Origin of the sequence: Sutterella massiliensis, assembly GCF_016899755.1 — a bacterium.
GTDB classification, from domain to species: Bacteria; Pseudomonadota; Gammaproteobacteria; order Burkholderiales; family Burkholderiaceae_F; genus Sutterella; species Sutterella massiliensis.
The window spans coordinates 178,411-193,238 of sequence record NZ_JACJJC010000003.1 but is presented as its reverse complement, the minus strand read 5'-3'; the positions used below and the strand labels follow the sequence as shown (position 1 = coordinate 193,238).

Here is a 14,828-nt window from a genome sequence, read left to right as displayed (position 1 = left end):
TGAAGTAAAAAAGGAAGAAAAAAATGGGGGAAGCGGCAGCACAGCATTTGACGGTCGACCCGACGCTCGCGAGACGCATGGTCGAACCGCTTTACAAAGAGCTGATGCTCTCAACGGGGGAATCCGCCCTCGTGCATGCCGACGGCGTCGCATCCATTCTTCGAGGCGTTCGGGACGATCCCGAACTCATTGCAGCCGCTTATCTCTTCTGCGTGCCGCGTGTCGTTCAGAATTCATCCGAGTGGCTTGAAAAGAGCTTCGGCGCGACTGTCGCCGGCCTTGTCGCGGAGCTCGGCAAACTCAACGATCTCTCGACCAAAGCGCGCACCGACAGCAAGGAGGCGAGTGCGGCGATGCAGCCCGAGGCGCTCAGGCGCATGTTCCTCGCAATGTGTCAGGATCTGCGCGTGGTGCTCCTCAAGCTCGCGAGTCGTCTGCAGACGCTTCGCTGGTTCGCGTCTTCGCGCTCTGCGGGCTCCGAACAGTTTGGCGAAGAGACGCTGGCCGTCTATGCGCCGCTCGCCAATCGCCTCGGCATCTGGCAGATCAAGTGGGAGCTCGAAGACCTGTCGCTGCGCTTTACGCGTCCGCAGGAATACCACGCCATTGCGCGCGAACTCGACGAGTCCCGCGAAGAGCGTTTGGAATTCATGCAGATGGCCGTACAGCGCATCCGCTCGCTTCTCTCGAACAACCACATTCATGCGGATGTCTCCGGGCGACCGAAGCACATCTACTCGATCTGGAAGAAGATGCAGCGCAAGCATCTGCGTTTCGACCAGCTCTTTGATGTGCGCGCGCTGCGCGTCATTGTCGAGACGGTTGAGCAGTGCTACGAGGTTCTCTCGATTGTGCAGGAAAACTTCCAGACGATCTCGAAGGAGTACGACGACTACATCGCCAAACCGAAACCGAACGGCTACCAGTCGCTTCATACGGTCGTCACCGACAATGCCGGCCGGCCGATCGAGATTCAGATCCGCACGCGCGCAATGCACGAATTCGCCGAGCTCGGCGTTGCCGCACACTGGCGCTACAAGGAAGCGGGCAACTCGAACGGCGCGAGTTCCGCGGAAGAGCAGCGTGTCGCCTGGCTGCGCCAGCTTCTTGCGTGGCGATCCGACGTCGGGCAGGCCCCCGACGCCAAGGAGCACGCTGTTGAGGACGATCACGTTTACTGCTTGACGCCTCAGGGGCGCGTTGTGGAGCTTCCCGCAGGCGCTACGCCCGTCGACTTCGCCTACATGGTGCACACGCAGCTCGGACACCGAATGAAGGGCGCGCGCGTCGACGGTCAGATGGTGCCTCTCAATACGAAGCTCAAGACCGGGCAAACCGTCGAGATCATTGCCGGCAAGACCGGGCAGCCGAGCCGCGACTGGCTCAATCCCGAGCTCGGCTATGCGGCAAGTCCGCGCACCCGCAACAAGGTTCGCCAGTGGTTCAACGCGCAGCTCACTCAGGAGCTTCTCTCCGAAGGGCGCGAGCGCCTTGATAAAGAGCTCGCCCGCCTCGGGCGCACCGCGATGAAGCTCGAAGAGCTCGCCAAGCGTCTCGGCTTTGAAAACGTCGACGAGCTCTGCATCGCCTTTGCAAAGGAAGAAATCACGCTTACGGCACTTCAGCAGGCCGTGCAGCCGCAGCAAAAGCCCGCGGAAATGGAGCCTGAAGTTCTCGTTCGCAACGAGAGCACGAGCGCGAGAAAGGGCAAGGTGCTCGTCGTCGGTGTCGATTCGCTTTTGACGCAGCTTGCGCGCTGCTGCCGCCCGGTGCCGCCCGACGAGATTGTCGGCTACGTCACGCGCGGCCGCGGCGTGATGATTCACCGTGCCGACTGCCCGAACCTGCGCAACATGCTCGAGCAGGAGCCGGACCGCCTTATCGAGGTGAGCTGGGGCGCAGGTGCCGGCGTCGATGCCGTGTATCCGGCGGAGGTCCTCATCGTTTCGCAGGATCGCCCGGCGCTCCTGCGCGATATCTCCGAAGTTTTCCAGCGCGAAAAGGTGCACATCACTGCAATGAGCTCGAACGCCGTCAAGGGAGATCAGCACATGCGTTTTCGCATCGAAATCCGCGGCGCCGAAGAACTGCGCCGCACGCTCGCAGGTCTGCGTGAGGTAAAGGGCGTTCTTTCGGCAAGACGTGTCTGAAGTTTCAATTCGCTTCATTCGACTGTTCGAAAGACGGCCAAAAAGAGGCGCTCTGGACGAAAGGCTGGAGCGCTCAACTTTTTTCTCGCTGTTCCGATTTTTTTTATTCGCTTAAATTTCAACGAGTTGAACGTAAAAGTCGTGCGGAACGACTGCTGAAAGTGAAATTTTTTCGGACTTTTTTAAAAATCTCCTTGCAAAATTGAAAAGTCTATGTATAATTCGACTCTCGCACCGCTCGCGACACAACAGGCACGTAGCTCAGTTGGTTAGAGCATCACCTTGACATGGTGGGGGTCGTTGGTTCGAATCCAATCGTGCCTACCAGTTCCTTCTCAAAGGAGCGATGTTGCGGATGAGCAGTGCGGCGCAGGCCAAGGTCCTGTGCACGCTACCGTTTCGACGGTATGGACTCCAAGAGGAGTCGCGCGTAAAATCAAAACCTTGACAGGCACGTAGCTCAGTTGGTTAGAGCATCACCTTGACATGGTGGGGGTCGTTGGTTCGAATCCAATCGTGCCTACCAAGATTTTTTTGGGAACTGTTGACGATGTCTTTTAGGACTGCTCTTCGTACAACAACACCCCGTCTATGAATAAACGTGGGCGTGGGCGAAGCGTTGTCGACAGTTTGCCAGACAGAAAAAGTGCGGCTCATGTCCGCACTTTTTTTATGCCTGTAACTTTTCCAAGGATCTCAAAATGGTAGCGATTACTCTTCCCGATGGCAGTAAACGCGAGTTCGATGCCCCGGTAACGGTCGGCGACATCGCGGCTTCGATTGGCGCCGGTCTTTTCAAGGCTGCGCTTGCGGGCAAGGTGGACGGCAAGCTCGTGGACCTCTCCCACGTGGTCGACGCTGATGCGGCCGTTTCGATTGTCACGGGCAAGGACGCCGAAGGCCTTGAGATCATCCGTCACTCGACGGCGCACCTGATGGCGCAGGCCGTCAAAGAACTTTATCCGGACGCTCAGGTCACGATTGGGCCCGCCATCGAGAACGGGTTCTATTACGACTTCTCCTACAAGCGCCCCTTCACGCCCGAAGACCTTGAAGCGATCGAAGCGCGCATGGACGAACTCGTGAAGAAGGATATTCCGGTCGTGCGCGAAGAGATGAAGCGCGAGGCTGCGATCGAGTTCTTCCTCTCGCTCGGCGAAAAGTACAAGGCTGAAATCATCGAATCGATTCCCGAGGGCGAAACGATTTCGCTCTACCGCCAGGGCGACTTCATCGACCTTTGCCGCGGTCCTCACGTCCCGTCGACGGGCCGCCTTAAGGTGCATCGCCTCATGAAGGTTGCGGGCGCCTACTGGCGCGGCGACAGCAAGAACGAAATGCTGCAGCGCATCTACGGTACCGCCTGGTCGACGAAGGAAGAGCAGAAGAACTATCTCGACATGCTCGCCGAAGCCGAAAAGCGCGACCATCGCCGTCTCGGCAAGGAGCTCGACCTCTTCCATCTGCAGGACGAAGCCCCGGGCATGATCTTCTGGCACGCCAAGGGCTGGGCGCTCTGGCAGGTGGTCGAACAGTACATGCGCCGCGTCTATCAGGACAACGGCTACGAAGAAGTCAAGGCGCCGCAGCTGCTTGACCGTTCGCTCTGGGAGCGCTCCGGCCACTGGGCCAAGTATCGTGAAAATATGTTCACGACCGAATCGGAAAATCGCTACTTTGCGCTTAAGCCGATGAACTGCCCGGGTCACATCCAGATCTTCAATTCGAAGCTGCGCTCCTATCGCGATCTGCCGCTTCGCATCGGCGAATTCGGTCAGTGCCACCGCAACGAACCGTCCGGATCGCTGCACGGCCTGATGCGCGTTCGCGGCTTCACGCAGGACGACGGTCATATCTTCTGCACGGAAGATCAGATCCTGCCGGAGTGCGAAGCCTATACGCGCCTCGTTCAGCAGGTCTACCGCGACTTCGGTTTCACGGAAATCGCTTACAAGGTCGCCACGCGTCCGGAAATGCGTATCGGTGAGGACGAAGTGTGGGACAAGGCCGAACACGCTCTGATGGCGAGCCTTGATGCGCTCGGCATCAAGTACGAAATCCTCGAAGGCGAAGGCGCCTTCTACGGTCCCAAGATCGAGTATCACCTGAAGGACTGCCTCGGCCGTTCGTGGCAGTGCGGTACGGTTCAGGTCGACTTCCAGATGCCGGGTCGTCTCGGCGCGGAATACGTCGCCGAAGACAATACGCGCAAGGTGCCTGTGATGCTTCACCGCGCCATGCTCGGTTCGCTCGAACGTTGGATCGGCATGCTCATCGAAGAGTATGCGGGCGCTTTCCCGGTTTGGCTCGCGCCGGTTCAGGTGGCGGTTGCGCCTATTACCGATGCGCAGACGGACTACGTCAAGGAAGTTGCCCTTAAGCTGCATCAGGCCGGCATTCGCGTGCAGACCGATTTGCGCAGCGAAAAAATCAACTATAAAATTCGCGAGCTCAGTCTGCAGAAGATTCCGTACATCGCCGTTGTCGGCGAAAAGGAAGTCGAAGCAGGGATGGTGTCCGTGCGCGGACGCGGCAACAAGAACCTCGGCGTCATGCCGCTCGAGGACTTCATTGCCATGGTGCAGAAGGCTGCGGCCGAACACGCTGCTGACATCGCCTGAGTTTTTCGATAGTAAGCGTCCGCTGTGCGCGCGCGTCGTGAGGGTGCGCGCTCCGGCGGTCCCGGCGGCCCGATAGGGTCGGCACGCGAGCGGACGCCGTTCTTTCTTCGCTGCTACCGACAGCGGAGGAAAAATTCAACCGGAGAAGAGCCATAGCTCAAGATCGCAAGCATCGGATCAATGGTGAGATCCGAGTTCCCGAGGTCCGACTGACCGGCGTCGACGGCGCCCAGATCGGTATTGTTCGTACTGCCGAAGCCCTTCGCATGGCCGAAGAGGCCGACGTCGATCTCGTCGAAATCGCCCCTAAGGCGGTTCCGCCTGTCTGCCGCCTGATGGACTACGGCAAGTTCCGTTATCAGGAACAGAAGAAGGCCCAGGAAGCCAAGGCCAAGCAGAAGGTCGTTCAGGTGAAGGAAGTGAAGTTCCGTCCCGCCACGGACGAAAACGACTTCCAGACGAAGCTTCGCAGCCTCATCCGCTTCCTCAACGACGGCGACAAGGCCAAGGTGACGCTTCGATTCCGCGGCCGCGAAATGGCGCATCAGCAGTTCGGCACGGCCCTCATGGACCGCGTGAAGGAAGAGCTTCAGGACATCGCGCAGGTTGAAAATCAGCCTAAGCTCGAAGGGCGCCAGATGATCATGGTGCTCGCGCCGAAAAAGAAGCGCTGATTCGGTTGCAAAGCAAAATTTAAATCGCGTAAAATCGCGGTTTCTCAGATGCCCGCCCTCATTCGGGGCGGGCTTCGCATGACAAGTGAACTCGCGGCTCAGTGAAGTGTCTCTTCGGTCTGAGGGGAACGCCCGAAGTTCATCCAATAAAGAGGAAACGGCCAAATGCCGAAGATGAAGACCAAGCGCGCCGCCGCCAAGCGGTTCAAGCCGCGTGCCAGCGGCTCGATTAAGCGCGCCCACGCTACGAAGCGTCACATCCTGACGAAGCGCACGACGAAGAACAAGCGTCAGCTGCGCGGCATGGTCACTGTGCACGAAGCGGATATCAAGTCCGTGAAGCGCATGCTCCCCTACGCCTAATTAGGAGATAAAAGATGCCTCGTGTGAAGCGTGGTGTGACGGCCCGTGCCCGTCATAAGAAGATTTTTGCCCTGACGAAGGGTTTCCGTCTGCGCCGCAACAACGTGTTCCGCGTTGCCAAGCAGGCTGCCATGCGTGCCGGTCAGTACGCTTACCGTGACCGCCGCAACAAGAAGCGCGTGTTCCGTCGCCTCTGGATCGCTCGTATCAACGCCGGTACACGTGCCAACGGCATGACCTACTCGGTGTTCATGAACGGTCTGAAGAAGGCCGGCATCGCCCTCGACCGCAAGGTGCTCGCCGATATGGCCGTGTTCGACAAGGAAGGCTTTGCCGCCCTCGTCGCCCAGGTTAAGGCAGCCTAATTCGTTAGGGATTGCCTAAAAAGCGTTCGCGCCCGTCTTTTTTGGGCGCGAGATGCTGACGAAAGAGAGACTCGGTTTTTTGCCGGGTCTCTTTTTTTTGTATCTGAATCGGGAAAAAATTCGTGTAAAATCCGAATCCTATGACGTCCGCAGCCTCTTGTTGCGCGTTTATCGCCGCACGAGTGCCGCGGCCGCCCGAATCGGGCGCCGATCCCACCCAAAAAAGCGCAGGTTCTTCACCTGCGCTTTTTTGAGCATGTCAGGCAAGACTCCCGAAATGACTGACGGCCGAAGTTGCCGCCCGCGCGCCCGATAGCGGGGTGCCGACGGCGATCGGCTGCCGTTCGATAAGAACAGCGAACAGAGATTCAACATGCAGGAACTTTCCGAACTGATCGAGTCCGCACAGAATGACTTCGCGCAAGCGAAGCAGCCCGCCGCACTCGAAGACGCCAAAGCGCGCTACATCGGCAAGACCGGCCGCATCACGATGCTCATGAAGGAGCTCGGCAAGCTTGCGCCGGAAGAGCGCCGCGCGCGCGGCCAGGAGATCAACAGAGCGAAGGCCCAGATTGAGGCTGCGCTCAACGCGCGCCGCGAAGCGCTCGCCGAAGAGGCGCTCGCCGCCAAGCTTGCGCTCGAAGCGATCGACGTGACGTTGCCCGGCCGCATCCGCTCCGAAGGCGGCATCCATCCGGTGATGCGCACCTGGATGCGCATCGAGGAGATTTTCCGCTCGATCGGCTTTGACGTGGCTGATGGCCCGGAAATCGAAAACGACTGGTTCAGCTTCACGGCGCTCAACAACCCGCCCAATCACCCGGCCCGCTCGATGCAGGATACGTTCTACGTGGACCTCAACGATGACGACGGCCGTCCCCTGCCGCTGCGTCCGCACACCTCGCCCATGCAGGTTCGCTACGCACGTACGCACCAGACGCCGATCAAGACGATCGCGCCGGGGCGCACCTATCGCGTCGACTCCGATGCGACGCACTCGCCGATGTTCCATCAGGTCGAAGGCCTCTGGATGGACGAAAACATCAGCTTCACGGACCTCAAGGGCGTCTACAGCAACTTCCTGCGCCGCTTCTTTGAAACGGACGACCTCGTCGTGCGCTTCCGTCCGTCGTACTTCCCGTTCACGGAGCCGTCCGTCGAAGTCGACATGATGTTCACGAGCGGTCCTCGCAAGGGCAAGTGGCTCGAAATTTCCGGCGCAGGGGAAGTGCACCCGAACGTGGTGCGCAACTACGGGCTCGATCCCGAAAAGTACATCGGCTTTGCGTTCGGGTCCGGGCTCGAACGTCTCACGATGCTGCGCTACGGGATTGACGACTTGCGCCTCTTCTTCGAAGGCGATCTGCGTTTCCTCCGTCAGTTCAACTAATTCAAGCGCCAGAGGCACAACATGCTTTTTACTGAAGAATGGCTGCGTCAGTATGTCAATCCGCAGCTCAATACCGAAGAGCTCGCCGATGCGCTGACGATGCACGGCCTTGAGGTCGAAGAGGTCACCACGGTCGCGCCGCCCTTCACGGGCGTCGTTGTCGCGAAGGTGCTTACCTGCCGCGACCATGAAAATTCCGATCACCTGCACGTGTGCGAAGTTGACGCGGGCACGGGTGAAGTGCTGCAGATCGTCTGCGGCGCACCCAACGTGCGCGCCGGCATCAAGGTTGCGTGCGCCATGATCGGCGCCGTGCTGCCCGGCGACTTCCGCATCAAGAAGTCGAAGTTGCGCGGCGTTGTTTCGATGGGCATGCTTTGCTCGCAGCGCGAGCTCGGCATCACCGAAGATCACAACGGCATTTGGATCCTGCCCGACGATGCGCCGATCGGCGTCGACATTCGCGAATACGCCAAGCTCGACGACGCACGCATCGAACTGAAGCTCACGCCGAACCGCGGCGACGCCTTGAGTCTCATCGGCGTTGCGCGCGACCTTCACGCCGTGACGGGCGCGCCTCTGACGCTCCCCGACATGCCTGCCGTTGCCTCCACGTGCGAATGCAAGCTGCCGGTTCGCATCGAAGCGCCCGAACTCTGCGGCCGCTTCTCGAGCCGTATCATCCGCGGCCTCAACACCGCTGCGCCTACGCCCGAGTGGATGAAGTCGCGTCTTGAACGCGCCGGCCAGCGTTCGATTTCGGCGCTCGTCGACATTTCGAACTACGTCATGCTCGAGCTCGGTCGCCCGACGCATTTCTACGACCTCGACAAGATCGAGTCCGATCACCTGACCGTGCGCTGGGCGCGAGAGGGCGAGCAAACGACGACCCTGAACGGTCGCGAAATCGCGCTCGACCCGTACTTCGGCGTCATCTGCGACGGCGATCGTCCGGAGTGCCTCGCGGGCATCATGGGCGGTGAGCGCACCGCGATCTCCGACACGACGAAGGATATCTTCATTGAAGCGGCCTTCTGGCATCAGACGGCCATCCAGGGCCGCTGCCGCCGCCTCAATTTCTCGACCGATGCCTCGTACCGCTACGAGCGCGGCGTCGACTTCGCCACGACGGTCGATCACCTCGAATACATCACGAAGCTCGTTCTCGACATTTGCGGCACGCCCGAGACGAAGGTGGGGCCTGTCGACGACGTGGTTGCCAATCTCCCCGAACGCAAGCCCGTTTCGATGCGCGTAGATCGCTGCCGCAAGGTTGTCGGCATCGATATCCCGCTCGAGGCGATGCACGCTGCCTTTACGCGTCTTGGCTTTGAATACGCCTACGACGAAGAGAAGGGCGTCTTTACGGTGGTGCCGCCCGCTTATCGCTTCGACATCGAGATCGAAGAAGACCTGATCGAAGAGGTGGCTCGCCTGCACGGTTACGAAAAGCTTCCCGACCGTCCGCCGATGGCGCGTTCGGCGATGCGCAGCCCCGCGGAAGAACGCCGCGGTCTGCACGCGCTTCGTATCGAAATGGCCAAGCTCGGCTATCAGGAGCTCATCAACTTTGCGTTCGTGCCCGAGAAGTGGGAAAAGGTTTTCTCGCCGAGCGAAAACCCGATCCGCCTGCTCAATCCGATCAATTCGGACCTGTCGGTGATGCGCACGCAGCTCGTGGGCGGCCTCGTCGACATCCTGAAATACAATCTTAATCGCCGCGCCGATCGCGTGCGCGTCTTCGAGCTTGCGCGCGTTTTCTTCCGCGACCCCGAAGTAGCCGACGGTCCCTTTGATGTCAAGGGCGTTCGCCAGCCGATGCACATCGGCGGCCTCGCCTACGGGCCCGCTGCCGACATGCAGTGGGGCGTGCCTGCCCGCCAGGTTGACTTCTACGACGTCAAGGGCGACATCGAACGCCTGGCGGCGCCCCTCAAGCTGCGCTTCGTCCGCGAAACGATCCCGGCGCTTCACCCGGGCCGCAGTGCGGGCATCTATCTCGGCGAGCGCCGCATCGGGTTTATCGGCGAAATTCATCCGCGCGTTGCGCGTGAATTCGAGCTTCCCCATGCGCCGATCGTTTTTGAGCTCGACGCTGAGGCGCTCACGTCGGTGCCGCTGCCGAGCTACCGCGTCGTGAGCAAGTTCCAGCCGACGCACCGCGATATCGCTGTCGTCGTGCCGGCCGAAACCGAAGTCGAAGTGCTCTTTGACGCTGTCAAGCGCGCTTCCCGCAAGGATCCGCGTCTGATGTGCCTCACGGACTTCCGTCTCTTTGACCTCTATCGTCCCAAAGCAGAAGCCGAAGCGCACGAAAAGTCGCTCGCCTTTGCTGTCGAGCTCAACGCCCGCGGCGAAGAGGCTCTCGCCGAAGAAGACGTCGAAGCCGCGATGAAGGCGATTCTCGAGGCGCTGGAATCGACGGGCGCGAAGCTGCGCGCCTGATTGCCGGGCGACCGGTGCGCCGACCTCTCCCGTGCAGAGCGGGCGTCGGAGTGCACCGGTCGACTCGCTCCAAGCGAAGCGAATTCAATTTCCGACTATTTTTCCCAATGACTGACAGACAAGATTGCATCACGCTCAATAAGGCCGCGCTTGCGGAGGCTGTGGTCTCGAAGGTTGAGAACATCGATCGCCAATCTGCCAAGGTGCTCGTTGAAGAATTCTTCGAAATGATTGCGCGCCACCTCGAGCAGGGTGACACGGTGAAGATCCCCGGTCTCGGCAATTTCTCCGTTCGCCAGAAGGTCGCACGTCCCGGCCGCAATTTGAAGACCGGTGAGACGGTGACGATTTCCGAGCGCCGCGTTGTGACTTTCCACCCGTCGGGCACGCTCAACGCCCGTGTTACGGCCAACCTCATCCGTGACGAAGAGGAAGAAGCGAGCACCAACGAACGATAAGCGAAATTTTTTCGTTCAGACTCTTGCTTTTTTCGAGGCAAGTAGATATACTTCTCTTCTCTGTTCGGGGTGTAGCGCAGCCTGGTAGCGCACTTGCATGGGGTGCAAGGGGTCGCGAGTTCGAATCCCGCCACCCCGACCAGATAACAAAACAGGTCATCTGCAAAGATGGCCTTTTTTGTTGTCCGTTTGTCTCATCTATCCTTGCAGCACAGGGCATCTCGCGAAAAAAAAACATGCAGAAAGATGCCTTAAATGAACGTGTCGTAACGTATCTCTAGTGCGCGGCTAGAATCACGCACAGAAGCACACATTGGCGAACGAAGTGTGGATAGAACCCGAAATTCTTCGTTTTCTTGCGTGAAATAGATCTAGCAAGCGCAAAGTCGCCAGCCACATGACGAAACGGGAGCGAAAAACCTTCCAACTCTCTCCCCGCTTCACACTAAACGGGCTGCCCGAGTAGGCGGCCTTTTTATTGCCTCCCGCAGGGCGTCGGTGCAGAAGACGCGGTTCCTCAACACAAACTGATGGCCTTGGTCTCAACTTTGTGACAATAAGATGACGGCCGAATGGCGCTTGGGTGTGATAAGTCACCCAATATTCATTAATCGGTCACGGCCCTGTCAATTCCAACTTTCATACTTCTCTGCGTGTCGAATAGACGCATTCGATTGTGGCTTCAAGTGAAGCGCGCGTCGCGGCACACAGGTTTCCCCTCTCGATTGATTTGTTGGAATTGAAAATGCAGATGAAGAACATTGCTGCGCTCGGCGCTCTCTGTGCGATGGCTGGCGTTGTGGGCGCCGCTCAGGCCGAAACCGTTACCGTCAACGGCTCGACCACCGTTCTCCCCGCGATGCAGCTCGTGGCCGAAGGCTTCATGAAGGCCAACCCCAATGTCACGATCACGATTTCCGGCACGGGCTCGGGCAACGGCATCAAGGCGCTGATGGACAACACGACCGACATCGCCATGTCTTCGCGCGACCTCAAAAAGAAGGAAGCCGACGACCTCGCCAAGGCCGGTCACAAGCCCGTTCGCTTCACGGTCGCGTATGACGCCATCATCCCGGTCGTCAACAACAAGAACGCGGTGAAGGAACTGACGATCGAGCAGTTGCGTGACATTTACGCAGGCAAGATTCGCGACTGGAAGGAAGTCGGCGGCGCTGCCGCGCCGATCGTCGTGATCGGCCGCGACACTTCCTCGGGCACGTTCGAATGCTTCCAGGAACTCGTTATGGGCAAGACCCGCGTTTCGCCGCGCGCTCTTCTGCAGTCCTCGAGCGGCGGCGTTGTCCAGGCTGTGGCCGGCAACCCGAACGCGATCGGCTACATCGGCATCGGCTACCTTGACAACCAGACGCACGGTCTGACGATCAACGGCGTTGCGCCTTCGCTTGATGCCGCGAAGAACAAGACCTGGCCCATCTCGCGCGATCTCTTCCTCTTCACGGCCGGTGAACCCGCCGGTGCCGCCAAGCAGGTGATCGACTTCATGCTCTCGGCCGAAGGCCAGAAGGATGTCGAAAAGGCCGGTTTTGTGCCGGTGCCGAGTGCCAAGTAATCAGGTGGCGACATAGTGCGCCGGGTTTGAGGCTCGCTGTTTGACGGGCGTCGAATTCGGCGCAGGTGCGACAGGGGGCATACCCGCTCGGTGCGCCCAACAACGATAACAAACGACTTGGAGCCTTCAATGGCTTTGCCCAAAAAGCTTCGGCAAGACCGAAACTTCCAGATGGGCTTGGGGGTCGCGGCCTGCGTGAGCGTTCTTGCGCTGGCCGCGATTGTCGTATTTCTTTTCTCCCAAGCCGTCCCGCTTCTCGGTCAAACAACTCTCTCCGAATTCCTCTTTTCCACAGAGTGGTACCCGACGGACGAAGAACCCGTCTTCGGCATCGGCGCGCTCATCGTGGGCTCGCTCGTCGTTGCACTCGTGACGACCGTGATTGCCGTGCCGCTCGGCGTTCTCACAGCCGCAGCAATTCATTGTGCGATGCCCGAATCGGTTCGTCGATTTGTGAAGCCCCTTATCGAACTCATGGCGGCGCTGCCCTCGGTCGTGATCGGCTTTGTCGGCATGGTGGTGCTCGCGCCCTGGATGCAGGAAACCTTCGGCATCGCTTCGGGCCTCAACTTGCTGAACGCTTCGATCATGCTTGCCTTCATGTGCATTCCGACCATTGCGTCGATTTCCGAAGATGCGCTGCGCAACGTGCCGGGCGGCATGCGCGAGGCGAGTCTGGCACTCGGCGCGACCCGTTGGGAGACGCTTGTCAAGGTTGAGCTGCGCTGGGCCATGGGTGGCATCGGTACGGCCGTGATGCTCGGCATCTCGCGCGTGATCGGCGAAACGATGGTGGTTCTCATGGTGGCGGGGGGTGCCGCCATCATCCCCGAGTCGATCTTCGATCCGGTGCGTCCGATGACCGCATCGATTGCGGCTGAAATGGCCGAAGCGGCCGTCGGCGGCGAGCACTACTACGCGCTCTACGCCACGGGCTTCGTGCTCTTTCTCATTACGTTCATCTTCAACTTCTGCGCATGGTACGCATCGCGCCGTCTGGGGCTTAAGAAATGAAGTCGAAACTGAGCAGAACGCTCGCGGAGCTTTCGGGCTTTTCACTCATGCGCGCGGCGGCCGTCATCAATATCGGCGCGCTTTTGGCGATCATCGTTCTCATTACCTATAACGCTTGGCCAGCGCTCACGTGGGAATTTCTCACCGAGCCGCCGAAGTCCATGATGACCGAAGGCGGCATCTGGCCCTGCATTGTCGGCACCTTCTTTCTCGCTGCGGGTGCGCTGGTGATTGCGCTCCCTCTGGGCGTGGCGAGCGCCGTCTATCTTAACGAGTACAGCAACAGCGCTTCGGTTTGGACGACGCTCACGCGCCTTTCGATTGCGAATCTCGCGGGCGTGCCCTCGATCGTTTTCGGGCTCTTCGGCCTCACGTTTTTTGTTGTTTTCTGCGGTCTGGGGGTGAGTCTGCTTTCGGGCATTCTCACACTCGCAGTGCTCTCGTTGCCGATCATCATCAATACGACCGAGGCAGCTCTGCAGCAGGTGCCGCAGGACTGGCGCGAAGCGAGTCTCGCGCTCGGCGCTTCAAAGCGCGAAACCACGATGAAGGTGGTGCTGCCGAACGCGATGCCGGGCATCCTCACGGGGGCGATTCTGGCGCTCGCGCGTGCCGCGGGCGAAACGGCCGCCATCATGTACACGGGCAGCGTCTTCTTTACGCCCAAGGACGGGATCTCGCCCTTCGAACCCGTGATGGCGCTTCCCTATCACATCTACGTGCTTGCGACGTCGGGCACGAACATCGAGGCGACTCGACCGCTGCAGTACGGCACGGCACTTGTTCTTCTCTTCCTCGTTCTCGTCATGAGTTCCGCGGCGATTGTGATCCGCGAAAGAAAGCGCAGCCGCTGACGAGCCGCAACGATTACGAAACGCACTTGGGCGCTCGGATTGAAAGGAGCGCCCGGGGAGCGGACAAAACACACACCGAGCAGAATTCAAAATGGAAATGAATACGATCCACCCGCAGGGCCTTGACGAACACGTGGCTCCCGCAGTCATGCCGCCCGCGAAAATCGCCATCGAGCATCTTGACGTTTATTACGGGAATTTCCGCGCCCTGAAGGACATCACGCTCACGATTCCGACGGGGTGCGTGACGGCCTTCATCGGACCGTCGGGCTGCGGCAAGTCGACGCTGCTGCGTTCGCTCAACCGCATGCAGGACCTCTATCCCGAACAGCGTGCGGTGGGCACGATTCGTTTGGACGACGGCACGGACATCCTCGCGAAAGACACGGACGTAACGCTCTTGCGCTCTCGCGTCGGGATGGTCTTCCAGCGTCCGACGCCGTTCCCGATGTCGATTTACGACAACATTGCCTACGGCGTGCGCCTGCGTGAGAAGCTCTCAAAGAGCGAGCTCAACGACCGCGTTGAATGGGCGCTCAAGAAGTCCGCGCTCTGGGACGACGTCAAGGACAAGCTCGAGCAGCCTGGTACGTCGCTCTCGGGTGGTCAGCAGCAGCGCCTTTGCATCGCGCGCGGCATCGCCGTCAAACCCGAAGTACTCCTCCTTGACGAACCGTGCTCGGCGCTCGACCCGATTTCAACCGCTCGTATCGAGGACCTCATTGACGAGCTCAAGAAGGACTATACGGTTGTGATTGTCACGCATAGCATGCAGCAGGCGGCGCGCATTTCCGACTACACCGCCTTCATGTATCTCGGCGAACTCATTGAATTCGGATCGACGCAGAAGATCTTCCTGCAGCCCGAGAAGAAGGCGACCGAGGATTACATCACGGGCCGCTTCGGCTAACGGACGCTTTGCGC

At 59.6% G+C, this 14,828-nt stretch carries 12 protein-coding genes and 3 tRNA genes; all 15 read left to right on the top strand.

Annotated elements, in window-relative coordinates; genetic code table 11:
- The first annotated feature begins 23 nt into the window (after positions 1 to 23).
- The 15 genes from H6A60_RS03345 (at position 24) to pstB (ending at position 14,814) form a co-directional block, all read left to right on the top strand.
- Positions 24 to 2,150 (top strand): RelA/SpoT family protein, encoded by a 2,127-nt coding sequence (locus tag H6A60_RS03345; protein WP_205101986.1) that lies wholly within the window; start codon positions 24 to 26, stop codon positions 2,148 to 2,150.
- Positions 2,151 to 2,400: 250 nt separating this feature from the next.
- Positions 2,401 to 2,477 (top strand) — tRNA-Val (locus H6A60_RS03340).
- Positions 2,478 to 2,599: 122 nt separating this feature from the next.
- Positions 2,600 to 2,676 (top strand) — tRNA-Val (locus H6A60_RS03335).
- 175 nt (positions 2,677 to 2,851) lie between these two features.
- Entirely contained in the window at positions 2,852 to 4,771 is a 1,920-nt protein-coding gene (thrS, locus tag H6A60_RS03330) for a threonine--tRNA ligase (RefSeq protein WP_205101985.1), read from the top strand.
- 152 nt (positions 4,772 to 4,923) lie between these two features.
- Positions 4,924 to 5,445, top strand: a complete 522-nt coding sequence (infC, locus tag H6A60_RS03325) for a translation initiation factor IF-3 (RefSeq protein ID WP_205102028.1) — start codon at positions 4,924 to 4,926, stop codon at positions 5,443 to 5,445.
- Positions 5,446 to 5,610: 165 nt separating this feature from the next.
- On the top strand, positions 5,611 to 5,808 hold the full coding sequence (gene rpmI, locus H6A60_RS03320) for a 50S ribosomal protein L35 (protein ID WP_205101984.1): 198 nt from the start codon (positions 5,611 to 5,613) through the stop codon (positions 5,806 to 5,808).
- A 14-nt stretch (positions 5,809 to 5,822) separates the two neighbouring features.
- Entirely contained in the window at positions 5,823 to 6,173 is a 351-nt protein-coding gene (gene rplT, locus H6A60_RS03315) for a 50S ribosomal protein L20 (RefSeq protein ID WP_205101983.1), read from the top strand.
- A 373-nt stretch (positions 6,174 to 6,546) separates the two neighbouring features.
- Positions 6,547 to 7,563, top strand: coding sequence for a phenylalanine--tRNA ligase subunit alpha (gene pheS / locus H6A60_RS03310; protein WP_205101982.1), 1,017 nt, complete (start codon positions 6,547 to 6,549; stop codon positions 7,561 to 7,563).
- A gap of 21 nt (positions 7,564 to 7,584) precedes the next feature.
- On the top strand, positions 7,585 to 10,008 hold the full coding sequence (gene pheT, locus H6A60_RS03305; protein WP_205101981.1) for a phenylalanine--tRNA ligase subunit beta: 2,424 nt from the start codon (positions 7,585 to 7,587) through the stop codon (positions 10,006 to 10,008).
- 107 nt (positions 10,009 to 10,115) lie between these two features.
- The gene (locus H6A60_RS03300; protein ID WP_205101980.1) at positions 10,116 to 10,466 is read left to right on the top strand and encodes an integration host factor subunit alpha; all 351 of its coding nucleotides are present in this window, start codon (positions 10,116 to 10,118) and stop codon (positions 10,464 to 10,466) included.
- 65 nt (positions 10,467 to 10,531) lie between these two features.
- Positions 10,532 to 10,608 (top strand) — tRNA-Pro (locus tag H6A60_RS03295).
- A 603-nt stretch (positions 10,609 to 11,211) separates the two neighbouring features.
- On the top strand, positions 11,212 to 12,036 hold the full coding sequence (locus H6A60_RS03290; protein ID WP_205101979.1) for a phosphate ABC transporter substrate-binding protein: 825 nt from the start codon (positions 11,212 to 11,214) through the stop codon (positions 12,034 to 12,036).
- A 129-nt stretch (positions 12,037 to 12,165) separates the two neighbouring features.
- Entirely contained in the window at positions 12,166 to 13,050 is an 885-nt protein-coding gene (gene pstC, locus H6A60_RS03285; protein ID WP_205101978.1) for a phosphate ABC transporter permease subunit PstC, read from the top strand.
- The gene (gene pstA / locus H6A60_RS03280) at positions 13,047 to 13,904 is read left to right on the top strand and encodes a phosphate ABC transporter permease PstA (protein WP_205101977.1); all 858 of its coding nucleotides are present in this window, start codon (positions 13,047 to 13,049) and stop codon (positions 13,902 to 13,904) included. The genes pstC and pstA overlap by 4 nt, the downstream gene beginning before the upstream one ends.
- 148 nt (positions 13,905 to 14,052) lie before the next feature.
- Positions 14,053 to 14,814 carry a phosphate ABC transporter ATP-binding protein PstB gene (gene pstB / locus H6A60_RS03275; RefSeq protein ID WP_239477558.1) on the top strand — a complete coding sequence of 254 codons (762 nt, stop codon included), beginning with the start codon at positions 14,053 to 14,055 and terminating at the stop codon, positions 14,812 to 14,814.
- The last annotated feature ends 14 nt before the right edge of the window (positions 14,815 to 14,828 follow it).